Annotated in this window: 22 protein-coding genes; 15 read left to right on the top strand and 7 right to left on the bottom strand. The window is 62.7% G+C overall.

Annotated features, from left to right (window positions below):
* Nucleotide 1 precedes the first annotated feature (1 nt).
* Entirely contained in the window at nucleotides 2–841 is an 840-nt protein-coding gene (locus VGE08_RS08975) for a hypothetical protein (protein ID WP_331067527.1), read from the bottom strand.
* A gap of 146 nt (nucleotides 842–987) precedes the next feature.
* Between VGE08_RS08975 and VGE08_RS08970 the strand changes: the two genes are divergently transcribed.
* Complete coding sequence (locus tag VGE08_RS08970) at nucleotides 988–1,134, top strand: hypothetical protein (protein ID WP_331067526.1); 147 nt, start codon at nucleotides 988–990, stop codon at nucleotides 1,132–1,134.
* A gap of 6 nt (nucleotides 1,135–1,140) precedes the next feature.
* Nucleotides 1,141–1,326, top strand: a complete 186-nt coding sequence (locus tag VGE08_RS08965) for a hypothetical protein (protein WP_331067525.1) — start codon at nucleotides 1,141–1,143, stop codon at nucleotides 1,324–1,326.
* 60 nt (nucleotides 1,327–1,386) lie between these two features.
* Here VGE08_RS08965 and VGE08_RS08960 read toward each other — a convergent pair whose 3' ends face one another.
* Nucleotides 1,387–2,553: a PLP-dependent aspartate aminotransferase family protein gene (locus VGE08_RS08960; protein WP_331067524.1), complete on the bottom strand. Its 1,167-nt coding sequence runs from the start codon at nucleotides 2,551–2,553 to the stop codon at nucleotides 1,387–1,389.
* Nucleotides 2,554–2,662: 109 nt separating this feature from the next.
* The gene (locus tag VGE08_RS08955; RefSeq protein WP_331067523.1) at nucleotides 2,663–4,027 is read right to left on the bottom strand and encodes a cystathionine beta-synthase; all 1,365 of its coding nucleotides are present in this window, start codon (nucleotides 4,025–4,027) and stop codon (nucleotides 2,663–2,665) included.
* Between the two features lie 123 nt (nucleotides 4,028–4,150).
* Here VGE08_RS08955 and prmC point away from each other — a divergent pair, with 123 nt between their 5' ends.
* On the top strand, nucleotides 4,151–5,026 hold the full coding sequence (gene prmC, locus VGE08_RS08950; protein ID WP_331067522.1) for a peptide chain release factor N(5)-glutamine methyltransferase: 876 nt from the start codon (nucleotides 4,151–4,153) through the stop codon (nucleotides 5,024–5,026).
* A gap of 93 nt (nucleotides 5,027–5,119) precedes the next feature.
* Entirely contained in the window at nucleotides 5,120–5,617 is a 498-nt protein-coding gene (locus tag VGE08_RS08945) for a peptidylprolyl isomerase (protein WP_331067521.1), read from the top strand.
* A 63-nt stretch (nucleotides 5,618–5,680) separates the two neighbouring features.
* On the opposite strand, the gene VGE08_RS08940 is transcribed toward VGE08_RS08945, so the two are convergent.
* A complete protein-coding gene (locus tag VGE08_RS08940; protein WP_331067520.1) occupies nucleotides 5,681–6,508 on the bottom strand; it encodes an outer membrane beta-barrel protein in 828 nt (275 codons plus the stop codon).
* A 159-nt stretch (nucleotides 6,509–6,667) separates the two neighbouring features.
* On the opposite strand from VGE08_RS08940, the gene mtgA reads away from it, so the two are divergent.
* On the top strand, nucleotides 6,668–7,423 hold the full coding sequence (mtgA, locus tag VGE08_RS08935; protein ID WP_414717473.1) for a monofunctional biosynthetic peptidoglycan transglycosylase: 756 nt from the start codon (nucleotides 6,668–6,670) through the stop codon (nucleotides 7,421–7,423).
* Here the strand turns inward: mtgA and VGE08_RS08930 are convergent.
* The 3 genes from VGE08_RS08930 to hppD all read right to left on the bottom strand — a co-directional run bounded on the left by VGE08_RS08930 (nucleotide 7,420) and on the right by hppD (nucleotide 10,687).
* Nucleotides 7,420–8,400 (bottom strand): fumarylacetoacetate hydrolase family protein, encoded by a 981-nt coding sequence (locus VGE08_RS08930; protein WP_331067518.1) that lies wholly within the window; start codon nucleotides 8,398–8,400, stop codon nucleotides 7,420–7,422. The two genes, mtgA and VGE08_RS08930, sit on opposite strands and share 4 nt — an antisense overlap.
* An 88-nt stretch (nucleotides 8,401–8,488) precedes the next feature.
* Nucleotides 8,489–9,610: a homogentisate 1,2-dioxygenase gene (locus tag VGE08_RS08925; protein ID WP_331067517.1), complete on the bottom strand. Its 1,122-nt coding sequence runs from the start codon at nucleotides 9,608–9,610 to the stop codon at nucleotides 8,489–8,491.
* Nucleotides 9,611–9,628: 18 nt separating this feature from the next.
* Nucleotides 9,629–10,687, bottom strand: a complete 1,059-nt coding sequence (gene hppD / locus VGE08_RS08920) for a 4-hydroxyphenylpyruvate dioxygenase (RefSeq protein ID WP_331067516.1) — start codon at nucleotides 10,685–10,687, stop codon at nucleotides 9,629–9,631.
* A 141-nt stretch (nucleotides 10,688–10,828) separates the two neighbouring features.
* Between hppD and VGE08_RS08915 the strand changes: the two genes are divergently transcribed.
* The 10 genes from VGE08_RS08915 (at nucleotide 10,829) to epsF (ending at nucleotide 25,605) form a co-directional block, all read left to right on the top strand.
* A complete protein-coding gene (locus tag VGE08_RS08915) occupies nucleotides 10,829–11,401 on the top strand; it encodes a MarR family winged helix-turn-helix transcriptional regulator (protein WP_331067515.1) in 573 nt (190 codons plus the stop codon).
* Between the two features lie 64 nt (nucleotides 11,402–11,465).
* Entirely contained in the window at nucleotides 11,466–12,551 is a 1,086-nt protein-coding gene (gene pdhA / locus VGE08_RS08910) for a pyruvate dehydrogenase (acetyl-transferring) E1 component subunit alpha (protein WP_349258660.1), read from the top strand.
* Between the two features lie 7 nt (nucleotides 12,552–12,558).
* Nucleotides 12,559–13,536, top strand: coding sequence for an alpha-ketoacid dehydrogenase subunit beta (locus tag VGE08_RS08905; RefSeq protein ID WP_331067513.1), 978 nt, complete (start codon nucleotides 12,559–12,561; stop codon nucleotides 13,534–13,536).
* Between the two features lie 29 nt (nucleotides 13,537–13,565).
* The gene (locus VGE08_RS08900) at nucleotides 13,566–14,738 is read left to right on the top strand and encodes a dihydrolipoamide acetyltransferase family protein (RefSeq protein WP_331067512.1); all 1,173 of its coding nucleotides are present in this window, start codon (nucleotides 13,566–13,568) and stop codon (nucleotides 14,736–14,738) included.
* A 386-nt stretch (nucleotides 14,739–15,124) separates the two neighbouring features.
* Complete coding sequence (locus VGE08_RS08895; RefSeq protein WP_331067511.1) at nucleotides 15,125–19,957, top strand: NAD-glutamate dehydrogenase; 4,833 nt, start codon at nucleotides 15,125–15,127, stop codon at nucleotides 19,955–19,957.
* A 156-nt stretch (nucleotides 19,958–20,113) separates the two neighbouring features.
* Nucleotides 20,114–20,869, top strand: a complete 756-nt coding sequence (gene gpmA / locus VGE08_RS08890; protein ID WP_331067510.1) for a 2,3-diphosphoglycerate-dependent phosphoglycerate mutase — start codon at nucleotides 20,114–20,116, stop codon at nucleotides 20,867–20,869.
* A 500-nt stretch (nucleotides 20,870–21,369) separates the two neighbouring features.
* On the top strand, nucleotides 21,370–21,813 hold the full coding sequence (locus tag VGE08_RS08885; protein WP_331067509.1) for a hypothetical protein: 444 nt from the start codon (nucleotides 21,370–21,372) through the stop codon (nucleotides 21,811–21,813).
* A 32-nt stretch (nucleotides 21,814–21,845) separates the two neighbouring features.
* Nucleotides 21,846–23,276: an undecaprenyl-phosphate glucose phosphotransferase gene (locus VGE08_RS08880; protein ID WP_331067508.1), complete on the top strand. Its 1,431-nt coding sequence runs from the start codon at nucleotides 21,846–21,848 to the stop codon at nucleotides 23,274–23,276.
* 33 nt (nucleotides 23,277–23,309) lie between these two features.
* Nucleotides 23,310–24,146: a polysaccharide export protein EpsE gene (epsE, locus tag VGE08_RS08875; protein ID WP_331067507.1), complete on the top strand. Its 837-nt coding sequence runs from the start codon at nucleotides 23,310–23,312 to the stop codon at nucleotides 24,144–24,146.
* 28 nt (nucleotides 24,147–24,174) lie between these two features.
* Nucleotides 24,175–25,605: a chain length determinant protein EpsF gene (epsF, locus tag VGE08_RS08870; RefSeq protein WP_331067506.1), complete on the top strand. Its 1,431-nt coding sequence runs from the start codon at nucleotides 24,175–24,177 to the stop codon at nucleotides 25,603–25,605.
* The last annotated feature ends 11 nt before the right edge of the window (nucleotides 25,606–25,616 follow it).

Raw genomic sequence — 25,616 nt, 5'->3', positions numbered from 1 at the left:
ATCAAGCGGCATTCAAAGCATTCACGCGCGCGGCCAGATCGCCGCCTTCCTTGCGCAATTTCAGATCCCAGTACAGGGCGATCATCACCGCGGTAAAGAACGGCATCAGCAACACGTTGAACACGGCGTTGAACACCAGCTCGCCGACCATCACGATATCCTCCATGATCAGGCCGGCGAAGGGCGCAACGATGGCTGCGACCACGCCCAGCGCAATGAAAATCACGATGACCAGGATCAGTGCCACCGTGAGGATGGCGGTGCTGCGCCACCAGTTGCCCCACACCAGTTTGTGACTGCCGGTCAGCGATTCCACCGCGCCTTTGTTCTCGAACAACAGCAGCGCCATGTACATCATCAGGCTGACCATCAGGATCAGTCCCGGCAACAGCAGCAGAACCAGGCCGATCACCACGGCCAGGACGAACAGGATACTGGCGCCCACCAGCGCGGGCAGACGTTGCAGCGCCCGCTTCAATGCGTCGCCGATGCTCAGCGATTCATCGACGCCGACGGCGCGTTGTTTCAGATACAAGGCGCTCATCGTCCACATCGTGAGGATGCCCGAGATCAAGCCGATGATCGACCCGAGCGGATCGCCGGGATCGAAGCCCAGCCCGGCGCCGATGCTGACACTCACACCGCCGGTCTCGGGCAATTGCGCGCCGCTGAACATCCAATACAGCGTGGGCGGCATGCCGACGATCGCCAGCAACAACGAAATGGGCCAGACGAAGGCGAAGGACGCCTTGTACAACTGGAACGCCGTGTCCAACACGCCGCCAATTCCCTGCGGCTGAGTGGGCTGAATGCGGGGCTGACTGTTTGGCTGACCGGCCATTGCAGGATGATCGCGATGCCTCATGCCAATGGCAACTCGGCACGCCGCCTTCCGCCCATAGCCTGCCGCAATGGTTAACTTGATATCACTCTGATATCTCGCCGTGCTATGGTGTCGGGAAATCCAGGAGGCGGTCCGAGGAAGTCATGAAAGAACGACAAGTGTTGACCCTGGCCGGCGTACCCATGGTCTTGATTCTGCTGGGGTTACTGGCGCTGCGCTGGTGGTGGCTGCAGCACAGCGAGCGTGGCACGCAGCCCTTCGTCAACACCGGCACTCTGTATAGCGGCTGAGCGACGTTGGCCGACAAAAAAGCTTATCCGCTGCGGATCAGCAGCGAAGTACTCGATGCTATGCAACGCTGGGCAGCGGATGAGCTGCGCAGCGCGAATGCACAGATCGAGTACGTGCTGCGCGAGGCGTTACGCAAGGCGGGGCGAATGCCCTCGCCTCCGCCGACGGACAACGATAAGGACAGCGGTTAGCGGTTGGCGGTTGGTGATTGGCAAGAGGGCTGAATCCGACTAACCGCCAACCGCTAACCGCTAACCGCCGGCCAGCGCCTGCTCCAGATCCGCCAGCAGGTCCTCGACGTCTTCGATACCCACGGACAGGCGGATCAGCGAATCGTCGATCCCCAGCTCGCGACGCTTGTCGGGCGGAATGGATGCATGCGTCATGAGGCCCGGATGATCGACCAGGCTCTCCACGCCCCCCAGGCTTTCGGCGATGGTGAACAAGCGGCAGCGCTCCAGAAAGTGTTTGGCCTCGGGCAGGCCGCCCTTGACGAAGAAAGTCACGATGCCGCTGAAGCCGTTCTGCATTTGACGCCGCGCGAGCTGATGCTGCGGATGGCTCGGCAATCCCGGATACAGCACCTTCGCGACGCGCGAATGTTTCTCCAGCCAGCCGGCGATGCGCAGCGCACTCTCGCTCGACTGGCGCATGCGCAGCGCCAATGTCTTCAATCCCCGCAATGCCAGGAAACTGTCGAACGGCCCGCTGATGGCGCCGACGGCGTTCTGCAGGAAGCCGATCTTCTCGGCCAGTTCCTCGTTGGCCGCGACCGCGACGCCGCCGATCATGTCCGAGTGACCGTTGAGATACTTCGTTGCCGAGTGCATGACGATATCGGCTCCCAACTCGATGGGCCGCTGCACCCACGGAGAGGCAAACGTGTTGTCGACCACTGTGAGAATGTTCCGCTTGCGCGCGAACTCGGCGATCTGCGCGATATCGACCAGACGCAGCGTCGGATTGGTCGGCGTTTCGATCCAGATCATTTTCGTGGTGGGCCGCACAGCCGCTTCGAATGAGCGCTGATCGGCCAGGTTCGCGAAGGTGATTTCCAGCCCGGCGGAACGCCTGCGCACGCGCTCGAACAAACGGAACGTGCCGCCGTACAGATCGTCCATCGCGACGATATGGCTGCCGCTATCGAGCAACTCCAGCAGGGTGCTGGTGGTCGCCATGCCGGACGCAAACGCGAAACCGCGCACGCCGCCTTCCAGATCGGCAATGCATCGCTCCCAGGCGCCACGAGTGGGATTCGCGGTGCGCGAGTAGTCGTAGCCCTTGTGAACACCGGGACTGCTCTGCGCGTAGGTCGACGTGGTGTAGATCGGCGGCATCACCGCGCCCGTGGTGGGATCGGGCGATTGCCCGGCATGAATGCAGCGAGTGCCGAAACGTAGCGACGAGGATGAAGTCATGATGAATCCCGTACCAAGCTGGCGGTTGGCGGTTGGCGGTTAGGAAGAGCCAGGAGCCGGATCGTGCCCTCTTTCTGACTAGCCGCCAACCACTAACCGCCAACCGCTGTTATTTCACCTGCCTGCGCAGGTAATTGAGCACGTCGGAGCGTGTCACCAGGCCCAGGAATTTTTCGCCGTCCATCACCGCCGCCGACGAGCGCACTTCGAGCATGGCGACCAGGTTGTTGATGGTCTGGCTCTTGTCCACGCGCAGGAAGGTGCTGGTCATGGCCTTGTGCACCGGTTCGTTGAAGCGCCCCGGATTGCCGAACGCGAAACGCAGAATGTCGTCCTCGGTGACCACGCCGATGAGCTTCTCGCCATCCATCACCGGAAGCTGCGAGAAACCCGCGTTGCGCAGACGATTGTGCGCGGTGGTGAGCACGTCGTTCGGCCCCACTGTAATCGTGGCGCGCTGACCGTGCGGACGGCCAATCAAGTCGCGCAAGTCGCCATACGTCTCGCGCTGGATGAAGCCCTGGTCTTCCATCCAGAAATCGTTGTAGAGCTTCGAGAGATAGCGCGCGCCCGTGTCGCACGCCAGTGTCACGACACGCTTCGGCGATTTCTGCTCGCGACAAAAGCGCAATGCCGTCGCGAGCAAGGTGCCCGTCGAAGAGCCAGCCAGCACGCCCTCCTTCTGCAGCAACTCGCGCGCCACCGAGAACGACTCGCCGTCGGAGATGCTGTACGCCTTCTTGGTCATCGAGAAATCGGCGATCGACGGAATGAAATCCTCGCCGATGCCTTCGACCAGCCACGAAGACTTCTGGGTCATTTTGCCGGTGGTGATGAACTCCGCGAGAATGGAACCTTGCGGATCGGCGAGCACCAGCTCGACGTGCGGCGCGTGCTTCTTGAAAAACGCCGCGAGTCCCGCAATTGTGCCGCTCGAGCCGACGCCGACGACCACCGCGTCCAGGCGCTGCTCCATCTGCTCCCAGATCTCCGGCGCAGTGGTGCGCTCGTGCGCCTTGGGATTGTCGGGATTGGCGAATTGGTTGATGAAGTAGGCGTTCTCGCGCTCGGCGATGGCCGCGCCGAGGTCCTGGTAGTACTCCGGATGGCCCTTGCCCACGTCCGAGCGCGTCAACACCACTTCGGCGCCGAGCGCGCGCAGGTTGAAGATTTTCTCCTGGCTCATTTTGTCGGGTAACACCAGAATGAGCCGGTAGCCCTTTTGCGCGGCGACCAGCGCCAGGCCCAGGCCGGTATTGCCCGCGGTGGCTTCGACGATGGTGCTGCCGGGCTCGAGATCGCCACGGCGCTCGGCCTCCTCGATCATCGACAGGCCGATGCGATCCTTGATGGAGCCGCCGGGATTCATGGATTCGAGCTTGAGGTACAGCTCGCAGGGACCGGTGTCGAGGCGATTGAGCCGCAACATGGGCGTGCGACCGATCATTTCGATCGCGTTCTGGTAGACGTGCATGGGAGCTCCGAAAAGGGGACGAATCCTGTTGGGTCGCAGCGGCTCAATCCGGCATCGTACCGGGATCGAACTTGGGTCAAAATCTGCAGGTTGCCTTGTAGGTTGCCTAGTCCAGCGTCATTCATGCCTGCCGTCAAATCCTCGCAAACCGTCTCCGACGCACTGCATACCGCCACGATGTTGCTGTCGCGGTCCTCGCCCTCCGCGCGGCTCGATGCCGAGTTGCTGCTGGAGTACGTAACCGGGCTGTCACGGACGAATTTCCGGGCAAACCCCGAACGCGAGCTGCCGGCCAACGCGGGCTGGTCGTTTCAGCAACTCGTCAAGCGCCGCTCGCAGGGCGAGCCGGTTGCATACATCCGCCAGCAGCAGGAGTTCTGGTCGCTGCTGTTCGAGGTGAGCCCGGCGGTGCTGATCCCGCGGCCGGAGACGGAGCTGGTGGTCGAGCGCGCCCTCGCCCACATAAATAAGGAGGACGCGGTCCAGGTTGCCGACCTGGGAACCGGCAGCGGCGCCATTGCGCTTGCCATCGCCTCCGAGCGGCCCCGCGCGGCGGTGACCGCCATCGACGCATCCAAAGATGCACTCGAGCTTGCCAGCCGCAATATCGCACGGCTGCAATTGACCAATGTTTCCTTGTTACACGGCAGCTGGCTCGATCCGCTGGTGGGCAGGCGCTGCGACGTGATCGCGTCCAATCCACCCTACATCGCGCAGGACGATCCCGACCTCGCGCCCGACGTGCGACGCTTCGAGCCTGTCATGGCGCTGATTTCGGGGCGCACCGGCTTCGAAGCGCTCGACACCATCATCCGCGACGCACCGGCGCACCTGAACAAAGACGGCTGGCTGGTGCTGGAGCACGGCTGGAAGCAGGCGGACGCCGTCCGTAAGCGGCTTGTGCGCGCAGGCTTCGTTCACGTACGCTCGCACGCCGATCTGGCCCGGCACGAACGCGTGACCGAGGGTCAGTGGCCCGGGTTAGCGGTTGGCGGTTAGCGGTTGGCGGTTATCAAAGCGTCAACCGCCAATACCGCGCTGCATTCCGACTAACCGCTAACCGCCAACCGCTAACCACTGCAGGAATCCGCCATGCTCGAATTCAAGACGTCCAAAGGCACTTTCACCGTCCAGCTGTTCGACAAGCAGGCGCCGATCACGGTGGAGAATTTCTATCGCTATGCCGACGAGGGCTTTTTCGACGGCACGATCTTTCATCGCGTCATCCCCGGCTTCATGATCCAGGGCGGCGGACTGACCGCGGATCTGAAGAACAAGCAGGGTCACGAGCCGATCCAGAACGAGGCCACCAACGGCCTGAAGAACAAGCGCGGCACGCTGTCCATGGCACGCACCAACGACATCAACAGCGCCACCTCGCAGTTCTTCATCAACGTGGTGGACAACGATTTCCTCGATCACAAGGGCCAGAGCAACTACGGCTACGCCGTGTTCGGCCGGATCGACTCGGGCATGGACGTGGTGGATGCGATCGCCGCGGTGAAGACGGGCAACCGCAGCGGCTATCAGGATGTGCCGGTGGAAACCGTCACCATCGAATCGGTGAAGCGGATCGAGCCGAAGGCCTGATCGATCGAACGTCGAAGAACCTGCCGGGCATTGCACCCGGCAGGTTCTGCTCGTCAGTACCGGCTATTTGAACAACACGGCGATGTTGATGATGTCCACATCGCTCTCGCCCGCCTTGTCGTCATCGCCCACGTCGAAGAACTTCTGGTACTCGACGCGCAGCGAAAAGTCCTCGTTGATGTTCCAGGCAGCGCCGATGCCGGCGATCAATTCGGTCTGGCTGGCATCCTCACGCCGATGACGCAAGTTGAAGACTTCGGGCAACTGCAAGACGCCCAACTGCCCGGTACCGTCGATATAGCGCAGGCGATTGGTAACGCGCGTGTCGGCGTAGTAGACGCCGCCGCGGACGTGCACATCGAAACGCGGAGTGACCGGGTACATGCCAAGCACGCTGGCGGTGACGCCAGTGCTGGTCAGCTGGATGGAGCGCTCGAACTCGCCGTCCAACGCAACGGTGACGACGGTCGGGTCGCCGTTATCGTCGCGGCAGAAGTCCAGATCACAGAAGACGCCCAAGCCACCGCTGAGCTCGCCGGGCAGACGGTACAGGAACTCGCCCAGGTCCACGTAGCCGACTTCGAACGCCACCCACTTGTTGAAGCGATAGCCCACTTGCACGCCCCAGGGCGTCAAGCTGTCATCGAGATCCGAGCCGTAGATCGCATCGACCGCGAGGTTGGTGTCCGGCTGGATCGGGACGCTCGCAAGCTCGTCCGCCAGGCCACCGACGATCATGCCGTCCAACGTGCCCTTCGAGGCGGTGTCGAATTCGCCGCTGCCGCCCCAAACGCCGAAGTAGAACCCCCGGTACTCCTCGGCGAAGGCCGCCGGCGTCGACAGCACACAGCCCAACGCCAAACCAGCCATCCATCGCGTCTTGTTCATCATGTCCAATGGTCTCCCGTGCTTCCTTAACGTTGTCGTTGCGACAGTCCGGGCGCGAACGACCAGCCAAACCCGGATTTTGGGGCGCGATGGTAGTCGATTATGTGCAATCAACCAGCGACTGGATCACACTTGGTCCCGGCGCGACGCGTTTCGTGAACTATTTCCGCTTCCATTATTGAGTGCCGATCTTTCGTGAACCGAATGTTCCGTTTCGTTGTGCGGCTGGTGGCACTGATCCTGTTCCTGACAGCCGGTCCCGTGCTGTTGTTTCGATGGCTGGACCCGCCCACCACCGCGTTCATCATTCGCGAGCGGCTCTCCGCCGAATCTGACACTGTGCAATACAGATGGATTGATCGGGAGCACATCTCGCCACACATCAAAGTGGCGGTGATCGCGGCCGAAGATCAAACATTTCCCAGCCACCACGGCTTCGATCTGAAGTCGATCAACGATGCATTGCAGGACCGGGAACGAGGCCGTCGCGTTCGCGGCGCCAGCACCTTGTCGCAGCAGGTGGCGAAGAATTTGTTTCTGTGGCCGGGACAGAGCTGGCTTCGCAAGGGGCTCGAAGCTTATTTCACGGTGCTGATCGAGACGCTATGGCCGAAGCGCCGCATCCTCGAGGTGTATGTGAATATTGCGGAGTTCGGCCGTGGCGTGTTCGGCGTCGGCGCGGCTTCACAGATCTATTTCAAGAAGCCAGCCTCGCGGCTCAGCCCACCTGAAGCCGCGCTGCTCGCGGCAGTGCTGCCGAGCCCGAAACGAATGAAAGTTGCATCGCCCTCGCGCTACGTCCGCTCGCGGCAGGAATGGATACTGGAGCAGATGCGAAGCCTGGGCGGCGTCGGTCTGTTGGAGCAGATCGAGCCGCAGCCCGGGAAAAATAACAAAAGCCCAGCTCGTTTCCTCTAGGCGCGCACCACCTTCTGGTCGATGGCGCCGAAGATGCTGCGGCCTGCGTCATCGAACATCTCGATGCGCACCGAGTCTCCGAACTTCAGGAACGGCGTCACCGGCTTGCCCTGTTCGATCTGTTCCAGCGTGCGCCGCTCGGCGATGCACGCCGACCCCAGCGATCGATCGTAGTTGGAAATGGTGCCCGAGCCGAGCACGGTGCCGGCGCGCGCATTGCGAGTCAGCGTGATGTGTTCAACCAGTCTCGCGAAGTCGAATGTCATATCGACGCCGGCGTTGGGCTTGCCGAAAGGCTGGCCATTGATGTGCACCACCAACGGCAAATGCACCTTCCCTTCCGACCACGCAGCGCCAAGCTCATCGGGCGTGACCGCCACGGGCGAGAATGCGGTGGCCGGCTTGGACTGATAGAAGCCGAAGCCCTTGGCCAGTTCGCCGGGAATCAGGTTGCGCAACGACCAGTCGTTCACCAGCATGATCAGCTTGATGTGCCCGAGCGCGGCAGCACGCGTGGTGCCCATCGGAACATCGTCGGTGATGATGGCCACCTCGCCTTCCAGGTCGATGCCGTGCTCTTCGCTGGGCAACGGCACGTCCTGCCGTGCGCCCAGAAAATCATCCGAGCCGCCTTGATACACCAGCGGATCGGTCCAGAAACTTTCCGGCATCTGCGCACCACGCGCCTTGCGCACCAGCTCGACGTGATTCACATAAGCGGAGCCGTCGACCCAATGATAGGCACGCGGCAGCGGCGCCATCGCTTGCACGGGGTCGAACGCGAACGCATCTTTGGCACTGCCCTGTTCGAGCGCAGCGGCCACTTCAGCGAGCTTCGGCGCGATGCGCGACCAATCGTCCAATGCGGCTTGCAGTGTCGCAGCCACCTGCGGAACAGCGACAGCCTTGCTGAGATCGCGACTGACGACGACCAGCTGGCCATCGCGACCAGCGCCCTTCAATGTAGCTAATTTCATATCAAATGCCGCCTGCGCTCAGATGCGATCGGAAGAAACGTCGCCCGCCGGCGATTGACATCGCCGGCCTGGCGGGTCGCCAGTCACTCTACTTCCAGCTGTCGACGTAGCCGGTCCATTCGACAGACGCCGCGGCCTCGGTCATCTCCAGGGCATCGCGCGTGTCGATCATGACCGCGTACTCGTCCGTCGCGGGCTTGGACTGGACCAGCATGTTCTTCAGCGCCTTGGGATGCGGCCCGTGCGTGAAGCCGCACGGATGCAGGGTCATCATTCCCGGCTTGATATTGTCGCGCGAGAAGAAGTCGCCCGCGTGATAGAACAGGACTTCGTCGTAGTCGTCGTTGTTGTGGAAGAAGGGCACCTTCAACGCGCCCGGATCGGTCTCGAACGGCCGCGGTGCGAAGGTGCAGATCACGAAGCGATTGCTCACGAACGTGGTGTGCGCCGACGGCGGCAAATGATAGCGATGGCTCATCAGCGGACGGATGTCCTCGACGTTGATGCGCACCACGGATAGATCGCCGTGCCAGCCAATCGCATCCAGCGGGTTGAAAGGATAGGTGACGGTCGAAATGGCGTTGTTACGCTTGATTCGCACCTGCCAGTCCCGATCGTCGCTCTGCTGGGCGACGAACGCGGCATCCATGGACGGCACATCCAGCATCGCCGGATCGAAGATGGCGTGGTTGCCCAACAGCCCTTTGTCCGGCAGCGCGTAGCTGGAGTTGGTCGCTTCGATCAGCAGCGCGAACAGCGGCTCGTTCACCTCGATGCGCCACATGGTGCCGCGAGGAATGACGACATAGTCACCCGCCGCAAGCGTGAGATGGCCATAGTCGCAATGGAACTCACCGGTGCCTCGGTGCACGAACAGCAACTCGTCGCCATCGGCATTGCGCACCAGGTGATCCATCGACTCATCGGCATTCCACACGCGCACCCGAACGTGCGCATTGCGCAGGATCTCCGTGGCCTGCCATGGCGAGGATTGATCCTTGTCAAACTTGTTCAAGTCGAATGCATGCGGCCGCAGCGGCCCTTCGAACTCGACCCAGCCGGTCGGCGGATGACGGTGATGAAAGAACGCGGCCGGCCCGAAGAACCCTTCCTTGCTGATCTCGCGCTCGAACGTGCCCGGAGGCATATCGACGTGTGCCTGCCGCGAGGCCGTGCCTTCGACGTGGGATGGAATGATTGGCCGTTTCATGGTGCGTCTCCGCTCGGTTCAAATCACACCACGGCGCATCTGGTCGAGCTCGATCGACTCGAACAGCGCCTTGAAGTTGCCTTCGCCGAAGCCTTCGTTGCCCTTGCGCTGGATGATCTCGAAAAAGATCGGCCCGATCACGTTCTGGGTGAAGATCTGCAGCAGCAGCCCCTCGCCCTTGTCCGGGTTGCCGTCGATCAGGATGCGGCGCTTGCGCAGCTCCTCCAGGTTCTCCCGATGCCCGGTGACGCGCTGGTTGACGCCCTCATAATAAGTATCCGGCGTGTCCTGGAACTGCACGCCCTGCTCGCGCAGCACATCGACGGTGCGCTGGATATCGGAGGTGCCAAGTGCGATATGCTGAATGCCTTCGCCGCGATACTCGCGCAGGTATTCTTCGATCTGCGACTTGTCGTCCTGCGACTCGTTGATGGGGATGCGGATCTTGCCGCACGGACTGGTCATGGCACGGCTGAACAAGCCGGTCTTCTTGCCCTCGATGTCGAAGTAGCGGATTTCGCGGAAGTTGAACAGTTTCTCGTAGAAGCCGGCCCACTTGTCCATGTTGCCGCGAGCCACGTTGTGCGTCAGATGATCGATATAGGAGAGACCCGCCGAGCGGACCAGCGAGTGGCCCGGCACCGGCACGAAATCCACGTCATAGATGGTGTGCTCGCCGTAGCGGTCGACCAGATAGATCAGGCTGCCGCCGATGCCTTCGATGGCCGGGATGTTCAACTCCATCGGGCCGACGCGAGTCTCGACCGGCTTGGCGCCGAGCTCGACGCAGCGCTTGAAAGCGTAAGCTGCGTCTTTCACGCGGAACGCCATCGCGCACGCCGAGGGGCCGTGCGCGCGCGCGAAGCGCTGGCCGAAGCTGTCAGGCTCGGCGTTGATGATGAAATTGATGTCGCCCTGACGGTGCAACGTGACATTCTTGCTGCGGTGTTTCGCCGTGGCGGGAAACCCCAGCCGCTCGAACAACGTGCGCAACAACTCGGGATCGGGCGCGGTGTACTCGACGAACTCGAAACCGTCGGTGCCGACGGGATTGTGACTTTCGTAGGCGGCGCTCATGACAACCCTCTGAATCGTTATCTGGCTGCGGGACTGCCATCGGTGCAGGTCCGAAGATGCAGGTCCAGGATGCAGGATGGAACTAATGGTTTCAATTGAAACTATATTCTCGCGCACCGTCAAGGGGAGCCTTCGCAAGTCATGACTGCGTCTAAGAAAAAAGTTGCGGAAAAAGTCGCAGAGAGCGCCGCACCAGCCGCCGCCCCGGCGCAGACCGTCGAGCCCGGGGGCAGCCCGCTGCACCTGGACCGTTTCATTCCCTACCGCCTGTCGGTGCTGTCCAACACCATCAGCATGCTGATCGCCAGCGTCTACGAGCGGGAGTTCGGCTTGAGCATTCCGCAATGGCGGATCATGGCGGTGCTGGCGCGTTACCCGGATCTGTCCGCGGTCGAGGTTGCTGAACGCACGGCCATGGACAAAGTTGCGGTCAGCCGCGCGGTGCAGGGTTTGCTCAGCTCCAAGCGAGTGCTGCGAGCCTATGACAAAGGCGACCGCCGCCGCTCCATCCTCCGCCTGTCTGCCGCTGGACAAGCCGTGTACACGCGCGTCTCGCCCATGGCCTTGCGCTACGAAGCAGAGCTGCTCAGCGCCCTCAGCCCCACGGACCAACGCACGTTCGACCGTTTGCTGTCGCGCTTGATGGAGCAAGCCAAATCCATGCAGGCCAGCTCCAGGGAAGCCGAATCCATGCAGGTAGACACCGATAGTTAGCAAAGCTTCGCTATAATTCGCGCCGCTTGCCTGGCCATGACTTGCGAAGAGGGAGCGGCAACGAGTGAGGACTGTGGCGGAGTTTCGGATCGAGTACCTGCGGCAGCTGAGCCCGCAGGGCCGGCCGCTCGAAGAACTGCCGGCGTTCGCCGCCGACAACGAAGAACTGCTGAAGATGTTCGGGGCCATGCTACGGGCCCGCACCTTCGACGCCAAGGCCATCAACCTGCAGCGCACCGGCAAGCTCGGCACCTACGCGCCCTGCCTGGGCCAGGAAGCCACCCATGTCGGCGTCGGCGCCGCCATGCGCCCGGAAGACTGCCTGGCCATCGTCTATCGGGAGATCGGCACTCTGTTCTGGCGCGGCGTGAGCATGACCGAAGTGCTGCTGTACTGGGGCGGAGATGAGCGCGGCAACAACTTCGCGGTGCCCCGTCACGACTTTCCCTGGTGCGTACCCATCGCCACCCAGACGCTGCATGCGGCCGGCGCCGCGATGGCTTTCAAGATTCGCAAGGAACCGCGCTGCGCCGTGGCCTACATCGGCGACGGCGGCACTTCCGAAGGCACCTTCTACGAAGCGATGAACCTGGCCGGCGCGCGCCAGCTGCCCGTCGTGTTCGTGGTCGTCAACAACAAGTGGGCCATCTCGGTCCCGATCGAACAGCAGACCGCAGCCGAAACCCTCGCGCAAAAAGGCATCGCGGCCGGCATCCCCGGCGTGCAAGTCGATGGCAACGACGTAATCGCGGTTCGGGATTGCATGTCGCGCGCACTGGAGAAGGCACGCAATGGCGGCGGCCCCACCGTCGTCGAAGCGCTGAGCTATCGCTTGAGCGATCACACCACCGCCGACGATGCCAGCCGCTATCGCGATGAAGCCGAAGTTGCGGAAGCCTGGAAAGTCGAGCCACTGATCCGCCTGCGCAAGCTGCTCGAATCGCGAGGCGTGCTGGACGAGGCGCGTGAGCAAGCGATGAAGGCGCAGTTCACGCGCGAAGTCGACGCCGCCGTTCAGGAATATCTGAGCACACCGCGCCAATCCAGCGACGCGATGTTCGAGCATCTCTACGCGAATCCGCCTCCGTATCTCGAGGAGCAAAAGGAAATCGCGCGTCGCTATGCCGGCACCGGCCGGCCTTCACACTGAAGCCGCCATGCCCAAAGTCACAATGGTCGAAGCCATCGCGATGGCACAGGCATGGGAGCTGGCGCACGATCCCAGCGTGGTGGTGCTGGGCGAGGACGTCGGCAAGAGCGGCGGCGTATTTCGCGCCACTTCCGGCCTGTTCGAGAAATTCGGTGCCGACCGCGTGCAGGACACGCCGCTGGCGGAGAACATGATCGCCGGCATGTGTGTCGGCATGGCGGCGCAAGGCATGCGGCCAGTCGCCGAAATCCAGTTCATGGGCTTTCTGTATCCGGCCATCGATCAGATCGTCAATCACATGAGCCGCATGCGGCATCGCACGCGCGGTCGCCTGACGTGCCCGGTGGTGATCCGCACGCCGCACGGCGGCGGCATTCACGCTCCCGAGCATCATTCCGAAGCCGTCGAGTCGATGATCGCGCACGTGCCCGGCATTCGCGTGGTCTGCCCTTCTTCTCCGGCGCGCGCCTATGGCTTGCTGCTTGCATCGATTCGCGATCCCGATCCGGTGCTGTTCCTGGAGCCCACCCGCATCTATCGGCTGGCGAAGCAGGAAGTACCCGACGATGGCGTCGCCGCGCCGCTGGATGTTTGTTACATCCTGCGCGAAGGCGATGATGTGACCATGGTTACGTGGGGCGCGATGATCACTGATGTATTGCAGGCCGCCGACCAGCTCGCGACGCAAGGCATCAGTGCCGAAGTCATCGACCTCGCGACCATCAGCCCGATCGATTCCGAGACCATCCTCGATTCGGTGGCGAAGACCGGTCGTTTGGTGATCGTCCATGAAGCCGCGCGCAACTGCGGTGTCGGCGCCGAAATCGCCGCCATCGTGGCGGAGCATGGCCTCTATGATCTGTTGGCGCCGATTCAACGTGTCACCGGGTTCGATACCGTCGTGCCGCTGTATCGACTCGAGAACGATTACATTCCCAGCGTGACGCGCATCGTCGATGCTGCCAAAGCGGCGGTTAGCGGTTAGCGGATGGGGGTTAGGAAGAAATTATGACCGTGACCTTCAACCTCCCCGACCTCGGCGAAGGCCTGCCCGAAGCGGAAATCGTGTCGTGGCACGTCAAGGAAGGCCAGCAGGTTACCGTCGATCAGCCGCTGCTGTCCGTGGAAACCGCCAAGGCAGTGGTCGACGTGCCGAGCCCCTACTCCGGCACCATCGTTCGTTTGCATGCCAGACCCGGCGACACCGTGCAAACCGGCAAGCCGCTGGTGGATTTCGATCTGCCGTCGCGAGCCGCCGCAAGCCCTTCCTCTGCGCACGCGCAACCGCCGTCGAATCAAGGGATGGTGGTGGGCCACATGGCCACGCGCAGCGAAGAACTGGTCGATCACGCCATCGTTGGCCGTGGCCGCCGTGCGTTTCGAGATCGCGGTCGCGTGCGTGCGGCGCCCGCCGTGCGAATGCTCGCCAAGCGCCTCGGCGTTGAGCTGTCCTCATGCGCGGCAACCGGCCGGCATGGATTGGTCAGCGTCGATGACGTTCTTGCCCGCTCCGGTAAGCCGCAACAACGCACACCCGCGGTTCCCGGGCTGACCGACGCTGACAAACTGCGTGGCCCACGCAAGGCGATGGCGCAAAGCATGTCGCTCTCGCGCGATGAAGTGGCGATGGTCACGATCTTCGACGATGCCGATGTCGACGCCTGGCAGAACCGTGGCGACATCACGATGCGGCTGATCCGCGCCATCGTGGCCGGCGTCAAGGCCGAGCCCGCGCTGAACGCGCTGTTCGATCCCACGGTTCCGGCACGCAAACTGATGGAATCGGTCCATCTGGCGATGGCCGTGGATACAAAGGACGGCTTGATCGTCCCGGTCCTGCGGGATGTGGCGTCCCAGTCGGCGACCGACTTGCGTGCCCGCCTGGACGATATAAAGCAGCGTACTCGCAGCCGTAGCATCACTCCGGACGAAATGCGTGACTACACGTTCACACTTTCCAACTTTGGAACGCTCGCCGGACGGTATGCAACTCCTCTGGTCGTGCCGCCCACGGTCGCCATTCTGGGCGCAGGAAAACTGCAACGCGACGTGGTCGCCGGCGTCAACGCGCCGGAAATCCACGTTCGTCTGCCGCTGTCATTGAGTTTTGACCACCGCTGCGTCACCGGCGGCGAAGCGCTACGTTTCCTCGCCGCGGTGATCGAGGATCTGCAGCGGCCGAGCTAGCCTGCTACGTCCTAACTGCAATGGCACTTAGTTAAGCGCCCTGCAGTGGTTGGCGGTTGGCGGTTGGGGCAGAACGGAGGTCAGGATTTAGCTCATTTCTGGCTAACCGCTATCCGCTATCCGCGAACCGCTGCGACAAAGACGGTTAACTAAGCACCATTGGTCCTAACTGGCGGAGCATTTCCAGGCGGCTCTTTATTCCATTTTGGTGCATCACTGCGCACCGGAATCTCTTACGCTATGCGCCACCATCATGGTGACCGCCAGCCAATTTGCGCCCGCACGCAACATAAACAAAGTTGCGCCCGCTACTGATTGCATCCCAATGAGGCCGCGTGCCTCATGAGGCGCGCCGCTGCCAACCCCCAACCAACCACGTTCGCATCATGACAACAACCATTCCCGCCGCCCGTCAGAAAGTGATCGAGCGAATCGCGCTTGCCGCCAAGGCACTGCGACGCCGCGGCGATCCGTTGGATGTTCAAGAGTTCGTCCGCCAGTACTATCGCGGCGTCGGCGAAGAGGATCTCGCCGAATATCGCAGCGAGTCCCTGGCAGCGCTGGCGCTGGCGCATCTGCGCAGCGCCGCGACCCGCAGGGCGAAGCGTCCGCTGGTTCGTGTCTTCAATACCGACGAAGCACGCGACGGTTGGAGCTCCACGCACACCATCGTGGAAGTGACCACCGAAGACATGCCGTTCCTGGTCGACTCGCTCGGCATGGTGCTGACCCAGGCCGGGCTCACCATTCATATGATGGTGCACCCGGTGCTGCCGATCCGCCGTGATCGCAGCGGCAGGCTCGAAGCGCTGGGCCACGACGGCGACACCAGGAAATTCACGCAGGAATCCTGGCAGCACATCGAGATCGATCGCATCGGCGCGCCGGAGCGGCTGCAGGAACTGGAACAGAAGCTGTTGCGCACGCTCGAGGACGTGCGTCTCGCCGTCGAGGACTGGGGCGAAATGCTCCAGCGCGCCAACGAGCTGGCCAACGAGATCGAGCGCGACAACCCTGGCGTCCAACCCAACGAAGCCCGCGAAGCCAAGGCGTTGCTCGACTGGATGGTCGCGAATCATTTCACCTTCCTCGGCTATCGCCAGTATCAATTGAAGCGCGGCCGTACCGAGGACCTGCTGGTGGCCATGCCGGAAACCGGTCTCGGCATTCTGCGGGCCCGCAAAGGCGTTCGCGTCGAGCCGACAGTACTCAAAGGCGAGTTGCGTGAGCGTGCGCGTCAGCCCGAGTTGCTGATGATCACCAAGGCGAATTCCGTTTCGACAGTGCACCGCTCCACCTATCTCGACTACGTCGGCATCAAGACCGTGGACGCGGCGGGACGCGTGACCGGCGAAAAGCGTTTCCTCGGCCTGTTCACGTCCGCTGTCTACAACCGCAGCCCGCGCGAGATCCCGATGCTCCGGCACAAGATCGAGCGCGTGGTCGGGCATTTCGGCCTCGATCCCGCCAGCCACGACGGCAAGGCCGTGGTGCACGTGCTCGAAACCTATCCGCGAGACGAGCTGTTTCAAGCCAGCGTCACGGACCTGATCCGCACCGTGCGCGGCATCGTCAATCTGTACGAACGCCAGCGCGTGCGTGTGTTCCTGCGCCGGGACACTTTCGGCCGTTTCTATTCCGCACTGATCTTCGTGCCGCGCGATCGTTACAACACGCAGGTCCGCCAGAAGATGGAAGCGGTGATCAAGGAAAAGCTCCACTCCACCGCCATCGAATCGCAAGTGCAGCTGTCGCAGTCGGCGTTGGCTCGCGTGCACATGATCATTCGCTTGCCGGCCGAGGGCGGCCCGCGCATCGATGCCGAAGAGCTGGAGCAGTTGCTCGCAGAAGCCGTGCTCACGTGGAGCGACAAGCTGCGCGACGCCTTGATCGAAAAGCACGGGGAGCTGGACGGCCGCTTGATCGCCGAAAGGTTCCACGATGCATTCCCTGCCGCCTATGAAGAAGATACGACGGCGGAGATGGCGCTCGACGACATCAGTCAGCTCGATGCAGTCATCGCCGATCCGGAACGCATCGCCATGCGCCTGGCGAGCGGCGAAGGCAAGACGGTTCATCTGCGCCTGCTGCGGACCGCCTCGCCCATCCCGCTGTCGCAAGCGCTGCCCATCCTGGAAAACATGGGCTTCCTGATCGTGAGCGAACGTCCGTATCGCATGACCGTGCCCGGCAGCCCGGAGATCTGGCTGCAGGACTTCGAAATGCAACGCCGCGACGGCGGCACCATCAATCCGGCGACGCTGGGCGAACGCTTCACGGATACGTTCACCGCGGTGTGGCATGGCCGCGCCGAAAACGACGGTTTCAATCAGCTGATCGTCGTCACCAATCTCACGTGGCGCCAGGCGAGCGTGCTGCGCGCCTACTGTCGTTACGCGATTCAGACCGGCGCGAACTTCAGCCAGGCGTACATGGAACAAGTGCTGATCTCGAACGCCAGGATCGCGGCCATTCTGTCGCAGTTGTTCGAGGCGCAGTTCGATCCAGCCGTCAAACCGGCCAAGCGCAGCGACGAAGTGGACCGATTGAAGCAGGAACTGACGGAGTTGCTCGATTCGGTCCGCAGTCTCGACGAGGACCGCATCCTCAGGCGCTTCGCGCACGCCATCCAGGCGACGCTGCGTACCAATTATTTCCAGACGGATGCCAGCGGCGCGCCGAAGAGCTGGATGTCGTTCAAGCTCGACTCCCGCAGCATTCCCGAAGTGCCGCAGCCGCGGCCCGCGTTCGAAATCTTCGTGTATTCGCCGCGCGTCGAAGGCGTTCACCTGCGCATGGGCCAGGTCGCTCGTGGCGGCCTTCGCTGGTCCGATCGCCGCGAAGACTTCCGCACTGAAGTGCTTGGCCTGATGAAGGCTCAGAATGTCAAGAACACGCTGATCGTGCCGGTCGGCGCCAAGGGCGGCTTCGTGCCCAAACGCATGCCCGCCGGCGCCAGCCGCGAAGAAGTGCAGCGCGAAGGCGTCGAGTGCTATCGCACGTTCATCTCGGCGCTGCTCGACATCACCGACAACATCGTCGAGGGCAAGATCGTGCCGCCGCCGCAGGTCATCCGTCGTGACGGCGACGATCCGTATCTGGTGGTGGCCGCCGACAAAGGCACGGCCACTTTCTCCGACATCGCCAACAGCATCGCCGCCGACTACAACTTCTGGCTCGGCGACGCGTTCGCCTCCGGCGGCTCGGCGGGCTATGACCACAAGAAGATGGGCATCACCGCCCGCGGCGCCTGGGAATGCGTGAAACGTCACTTCCGCGAGATGGGCATCGACACCCAGGCTCAGGACTTCACCGCGGTGGGCATCGGCGACATGGCCGGCGACGTGTTCGGTAACGGCATGCTGCAGTCCCCGCACATCCGGCTGCTGGCCGCGTTCAATCACCAGCACATCTTCCTCGACCCGGATCCGGACGCGGCCGTCTCATATAAAGAGCGCCAGCGCCTGTTCAACCTGCCGCGCTCCACCTGGGAGGACTACAACCGCAAGCTGATCTCCAAGGGCGGCGGCGTGTTCCAGCGCAGCGCCAAGTCGATCAAGGTGTCGCCGCAGGCTCAGGCCATGCTCGGCATCAAGCGCGACAGCTTCACGCCGATCGAGCTGATCCGCGCCATCCTGTGCATGCCGGTGGACCTGTTGTGGAACGGCGGCATCGGCACCTACGTGAAAGCTACTGAAGAAAGTCACATCGACGTGGGCGATCGTGCCAACGATGCCGTGCGCGTCAACGGCCGCGAGCTGCGCTGCAAAGTCGTGGGCGAAGGCGGCAATCTCGGCTTCTCGCAACGCGGCCGCGTCGAGTACGCGCTGAGCGGCGGACGCATCAACACCGACTTCGTCGACAACTCCGGTGGCGTCGACTGCTCGGACCACGAGGTCAACATCAAGATCCTGCTCAACAACCTGCCCAGCCGGGCCGGGCTCACGCTGGAGAAGCGCAACGAGTTGCTTGCCGACATGACCGACGAGGTCGCGGCACTGGTCCTGCGCGACAATTATTTGCAGAGCCAGGCGCTGTCGATGCTCGAAACTCGCGCCAGCAAGGATCTGCTGGAGCACGCGCACTCGATCCGGCGCCTCGAAGTGTCCGGCCTGCTCGACCGCGGCTTGGAATTCCTGCCGGCCAGCGAAGAAATCGCCGAGCGGCATCAGGCCGGCCGCGGCCTGACGCGGCCCGAGCTCGCCATCCTGCTGGCATACGCCAAGATGGCGCTGTATTCCAATCTCATCGATTCGGATGTGCCGGAGGACCCGTACCTGGGCCACGAGCTGCAACGTTACTTCCCGGCATTGATGCAGAAGCGTTTCGGCAAGTATCTGCCCGAACACCGGCTGCGCCGGGAAATCATCGCCACCGCCACCACCAACAGCATCATCAATCGCATGGGCCCGACGTTCGCGCGCCGGGTTCAGGAAGATACCCGCGCCAGCGCGGGCACCATCGCACGCGCTTATGCCATCGCACGCGAGGTCGTCGCCATGCGCGACACCTGGGCCGACATCGAAGCGCTCGACACCAAAATCGCCGCCGGCGTTCAGTACGAAATGATGTTCGAGACCACGCGCCTGCTGCGCTTCTGCACTTACTGGCTGATCCATCGCCAGAGCGGCAAGCTCGATATCGAGCGCCAGGTATCGCGCTTCCGCAGCGGCATGAAGGAGCTCGATGGCCTGCTGCCCCGGGTCCTGACCGGCGATGACCTGACGGCCTTCACCCATCGTCACAGCCGTTACATCGCCGCCGCCGTGCCCGACAAGCTGGCGCGCCGCATGGCCAGCCTGACGGCGCTGCGCTCCGGTCCGGACCTGGTCGAGATCACCGAGCAGACCGGCCTGCCGCTGGAACGCGCCGCGACGCTGTATTTCGGCGTCGGCACCGCCTTGGCACTGGACTGGATTCGCGAGCAGGTCGAGGCCCTCGGCGTCGAAGGTCATTGGCAAGCCGTGGCTCGCACCACTCTGCGTGACAACGTCTACAACTTGCAGCGCGCCTTGAGCCTGCAAGTGATCGCCGAGTCGAAGCGCTCCCAGAAAGGTACCAAGGCGCCGCCGGCCGACGTGCTGGAGGGCTGGATCACCCGCCATCGGGCCGCGGTCGACTACCTGCGACAGACGGTGAGCGACATGCGCGCGCTGCCAGCGATGGACTTCGCGACCCTCTCCGTGGCCTTGCAGGCCGTCCGGCGCATGACCGAATAGCGGCGCCAGGCCGCCGGGCAGGGACGCCCCGAAACCTGCCGGTACTGACGACGAAAGCCGCTATTACCGGCGCTGGACTGAATGAACCCGGCGACACCTGCGGGTTGGGGGCGATGTCTGTTATAAAGCCGTCCCCTATCAACTCCAACTGCAGTCATGCCCGGACAACTCGTACTTCTGCGCCACGGCCAAAGCACCTGGAATCTCGAAAACCTGTTCACCGGCTGGGTGGACGTCGATCTCACCGAGCAAGGCCGCGAAGAGGCCCGCTCCGCCGGGCGCCTGCTCAAGCAGGAAGGCTTCGAATTCCAGCAGGTGTTCACCTCGGTATTGAAGCGCGCCATTCGCACCATGTGGATCGTGCTGGACGAGATGGATCGCATGTGGCTGCCGGTGGAACGAAGCTGGCGCCTCAATGAACGTCACTACGGCGCCCTGCAGGGCCTCAACAAGGCTGAAACAGTTGCAAAGTATGGTGCCGACCAGGTGAAGATCTGGCGACGCAGCTATGACATCCCACCTCCGGCGCTGTCGCTGGACGACGAACGTCATCCGCGCTTCGACCGCCGCTACAGCACGCTGAAGCCCGAAGAGCTGCCCGTCACCGAATCCTTGAAGACCACGCTCGATAGAGTGCTGCCGTACTGGAACAACCGGCTCGCTCCGGAGTTGAACGCCGGACGGGATGTACTGGTTGTCGCACATGGCAACAGCTTGCGCGCGCTGGTGAAGATGCTCGACGGAATGTCGGATGCCGAGATCGTCGAGTTCAACATCCCGACTGGAGTGCCCATTCACTATCAATTGGACAGTGCACTCAAGCCCACCTCCAGACGCTTCCTGGGCGACCCCGAAGCGATCCGGGCGGCCGCCGAGGCCGTGGCACGACAAACCGAGAAGAAGAGCGGTTGATCGATTCGATCGATTTGTCGAACCGCGCTGTCGCAATTTGCGAACAGCGCGGGCGGCCAGTTGGCCGGCTCTAGCAGTCAAGCGACAGATGTTTGCAAACGCTGTTGCGTATCCAGCGGCGAGGAATGATTCAACACGCGCAGCGACTGTTCCATATTGATGCACAGCTGCATCGGAACTGTTCAAGAGTGAAGCGTGTCATCTGCTCGTCGCGTTCCAATGTTGTACTTGCGCAGCAATCGAGATTCGTCTAATTAACATCACGAGAGTTTGTTAGATATATTTCGGTGCGCACAGGAGCACTCGGGGAGATGTTTCGCCGTTCAGCGACGGCAAAAATTACAGTGGAATAAAACTTGCTTCGTTGATGAGCAAGCGATGATGGGCGAGACGCTTCGAGTCTCGCAAATGTTTTGCGAGCCGTGGGGACGGGGGCGCAACGCACACACGATCAGACAACCGTGCCTGTTTGAGTGTGCGTCATTGATGAGGAGTGATGCATGCGTCTAAACAGACTCGCGTTGGCTCTCGTAGCCGTGAGTAGCAGCTGGGCCGCGCTGGCGAACCCGGCCATCAACAGCAACATCAGTGGCTCGATCGCAGGCACCGTCGGTGCCGCGGTGGTCGGCACTACCGCCGCGACCCAGCTGGTCGCGGGCCAGAACCAGGCACGCCTCGATGGCAGCCTCGGATCCAATCTCGGCGCCAATCTGAATGGCAGCTCGAGCACCAACCCGGGTCCCAACATGAACGGCCACAGGGCGCGTTCGAATTCACGATCATCACTGACCAACACCAGCCTGTCGGGAACGGCCCCGCGTGCCGGCATGGAGGATTCCATGCCCAGCGGCTGGCTCATGGCGCTGGTCACGGTGCTGCTGATTGGCCATCAGCTGCGCCGCAAGCATCGCTTCCTCCGTCCGCATCGCTTCAGCGATCTGTAGACCGAGCTGCTTCCGCATCTGCGGGAGGTGTGATGATCAATCAACGCCAACCTTTGAGGTCTTACGACCGTTCAGCCGGCGTGAGCGCGTCGGAGCCCACGTCGCTGTTCGTGCTGAAGTCGCTGCTCTATCCGGTCATGCCCGTGCTGACGCTGGCGCTGTGCATGGCGGCGTGGCGCGAAAGCCTGGACGGGCCGTACTTCCTCATGGCAGTGCTTGCTTTCTTCGGTGCGGCCGACGTGCTCGATGCCCTGCCGATGGCGCCGCCGCGCGCGCGCTCGTTGGCGATCGCGTCGCTGCTCGACATCATCTTCCGCTGGTCGCTGGTGATCGCGTTCATCTGGGCCTTGCTGGAGATCGCCGGCATCGCCAGGCAGCTGCGCTGGGAAGTGCTGGCCAGCTGGGCGGTCGCGACACCGCTGGTGCTGTGGGTGGGCCGGCTGTACGCACCGCATTTGTTCGTTCGTGCCAGCAACAGCGGCGCACCGCGCAGGGTCGTGATCGCCGGGGCCAACCGGCTCGGCGCCAAGCTCGCAAAGAAGCTGCAGGAGTCGCCCTGGCTGAACATGGAAGTGCTGGGCTTCTTCGACGATCGCGACGCAGGCCGGCTGCCCGAGGATTGCGCGCGGCGGCTGATCGGCAAGCTGAGCAGGATGCGCGACTACATCGCTCGCAATTCGATCGATGTCGTCTACATCACGTTGCCGATGACGCGGCATCCTCGCCTCACCGAGTTGTTGCAATCGTTGAAGGACTCGACAGCGTCGGTGTACTTCGTACCGGACCTCACCATGTGCGACCTGGTGCAGCCACGTTTCGACCTGGTCAACGGCATTCCGGTGGTGGCGGTATGCGAATCGCCGTTCTACGGCGGCCGCGGTATCGCCAAACGAGCCAGCGACATCGCGATCTCCGCCCTGGCCATCGCGTTGCTGTCGCCGGTGATGCTGGCCGTTGCCGCGGCCATTCGCCTGACCTCGCCGGGCCCGGTGATCTTTCGTCAGAAGCGCTATGGCTTGGACGGCAAGCAGATCGTGGTCTACAAATTCCGCTCGATGACTGTCACGGAAGATGGCCACAAGAGTTATACGCAGGTCACGCGCAACGATTCGCGGGTGACGCCGGTCGGCTCATTCATTCGCGCCACTTCGCTCGATGAGCTGCCTCAGTTGTTCAACGTGCTGGAAGGCTCGATGAGCATCGTCGGTCCGCGACCGCACGCGGTGGCGGTCAACGAGCAATATCGACGACTCATCCCCGGCTACATGCTCAGGCACAAAGTGAAGCCGGGCATCACCGGTTGGGCCCAGGTCAACGGCTTTCGCGGCGGTGACGACATCGGTTCCATGCGCGCGCGCATCGAGCACGATCTCGAATATCTGCAGCACTGGTCGCTGACGCTCGACCTGATGATCATTCTCAAGACCGCCATGGTGGTTTGGAACGACCGACATGCTTACTAGTTTTCGATCGGCCGCGCAGCCGATGCACGCGCAATGAAGCTCGACGCAATGAGTCAGGACAAGTGCAACAGGACGTTTGCATCGGTGTTCACATTCGCCGCGGTGCTGCTGGTGATCTGCTCCATGCTCACCAGTTGGGCGCACGCGGCGGATGCGGACTATCGATTGGGACCGGGCGACCTGCTGCGGGTCAGCGTGTTTGGTTCACCGGAGTTATCGGGCGAGGTGCGAGTGAGCGAGTCCGGCAACATCACTTATCCGCTGATCGGCCAGGTGCCAGTGGCCGGCAAGTCGCCGGCGCAGGTGGAAGCGTTGCTGGTGAGCGCCTTCGTGGACGGCGGATATCTGCGTCAGCCGCAGGTCTCGGTGCTGGTCACCGAGTATCGCAGCCAGAAGGTGTCGGTGATGGGCCACGTCACCAAGCCCGGCCAGTATTCGCTGCAGTCGGCCAGCCGCGTGCTGGACGTACTCGCCGAGGCCGGCGGACCGATCGCCGAAGAAGCGGCCGACGTGGCGACATTGATGCGCAAGGACGGCAGCAAGGCGAACGTGGATCTGGCGGCGTTGTTCGGTGGCGACCCTGCCCAGAACCATGCGGTGGCTGGTGGCGACACTTTGTATGTACCGCGCGCACCGCAGTTTTATATCTACGGCGAAGTGCAAAAGCCGGGGATGTACAAGCTGGAGCGTGGCATGACGGTATCGCGAGCGATCTCTGCCGGCGGCGGTCTGACCACGCGCGGCTCCGAGCGACGCGTGGTGGTCAAGCGGAAGGACCCGAAGACCGGCAAGGAAGAGCACTACTCGGCCAGGGGCTCCGACCAGTTGCAGGCCGACGACGTGATCATGGTCAAGGAAGGCCTGTTCTGATCTGGGTAACCACCGGGAACCAAGCACTATGATGGGCCTCGCTCAAACGTTGAGAGTTCTTCGCGGACGCGCGGTGCTGTTCACGACCATCGTGCTGGTCGTGGTGACCGGCGTGGCGCTCATCAGCCTGCTGTCGCCGAAGAGATATGTCGCCCAGCTGGCGCTGGTGGTCGACCTGCAGGGCAACGACCCGATGAAGCAGACGGCGCTGGCGCCGATGCTGGTGCCTTCGCACCTCGCCACTCAGACCGAGATCATCAAGAGCCGCAACGTGGCCATGAAGGTGATCGACAAGCTGGGCCTGGCCACCAATCCGCAGATCGTCGCGGCCTATCGCGACAGCGGCGCTGCCAGCGATCTGGATACCTGGCTGGTAGAAAACCTGCTGCTCGCGGTAGACGCGAAGACCGCTCGCAACAGCAACATCATCCGTATTTCCTACGGCAGTCGCGATCCGATCGATGCGGCGCAGATGGCCAACGCGTTCGCCGAAGCCTATATGCAGGCCAGCCTCGAGCTGCGCGTCGATCCGGCTCGCCGCCAGGTCACGTGGTACGAGGAACAGGTGGCGCAGCTGCGCGATCAGCTGGTCGCCGCGCAGGGCCGCTTGTCCAAATATCAAGCCGATCATGGCGTGCTGGGTGTCGATGCCGCGCGCATGGACGTCGAGAACGCCCGCCTGCAGGAGATTTCCAATCAACTGGTCGCAGTACAGGCACAGATGTTCGACGCCAACTCGCGCAGCCAGCAGATCACCTCCAGCGAGCAGTTGGATTCGCTGCCGGACCTGATGAAGAACCCGACCATTCAGAGCCTGAAGGCGGAGCTGGCGCGCGCCGAATCCAAGCTCGCCGAAGTCAGCGAGCGCTATGGCGAGAGGCATCCGCAGTATCTCGCTTCGGCCGCCGAGGTCACCGCGCTGAAGTCCAAGCTCAACGTCGAGATCGGCGTGACGCGCGGCTCGCTGGTGCAGAGCGCTGCCATTGCCCGTCGCCAGGTCGGCGAAGTGCAGAAGGCGTTGGAGGAACAGAAAGATCGCATCATCGCGCTCAAGCGTCAGCAGGACGAGCTGGCCGTGCTGAGCCGTGATGTCGAGAGCGCGCGCGCCGCTTACGACTCGGCCTTGCAGCAGGCCAATCAGACCAAGCTCGAGAGCCGCGTCGATCGCACCAACGTTGCGATCCTCAACCAGGCCACGCCGCCGCTGATGCCCGACTCGCCGAAGATCCTGCTCAACCTGGTGGTCGGCCTGTTTGCCGGCATCGCGCTCGCCATCGGTTGGATTCTCACTCTGGAAGTCGGCAACCGCCGCTTGCGTTCGATCGAGGACCTGAGCGACTTCACCGATCTGCCCGTGCTCGCGGAGTTGCCGCAACTGCCCGCCGCCGCGCGCCGTCACCAGCGGCGTGAAGTGCAGCGCGCGCTGAAGCTGCAGCCCAATGTCGCCCGAGCAAACTGACTTCGGATCGA

It is taken from the genome of Steroidobacter sp. (genome assembly GCF_036406195.1).
Classification (GTDB): Bacteria; Pseudomonadota; Gammaproteobacteria; order Steroidobacterales; family Steroidobacteraceae; genus Steroidobacter.
Note: the sequence above shows the minus strand (reverse complement) of the source record. Positions and strands in the feature narration are given on the sequence as shown.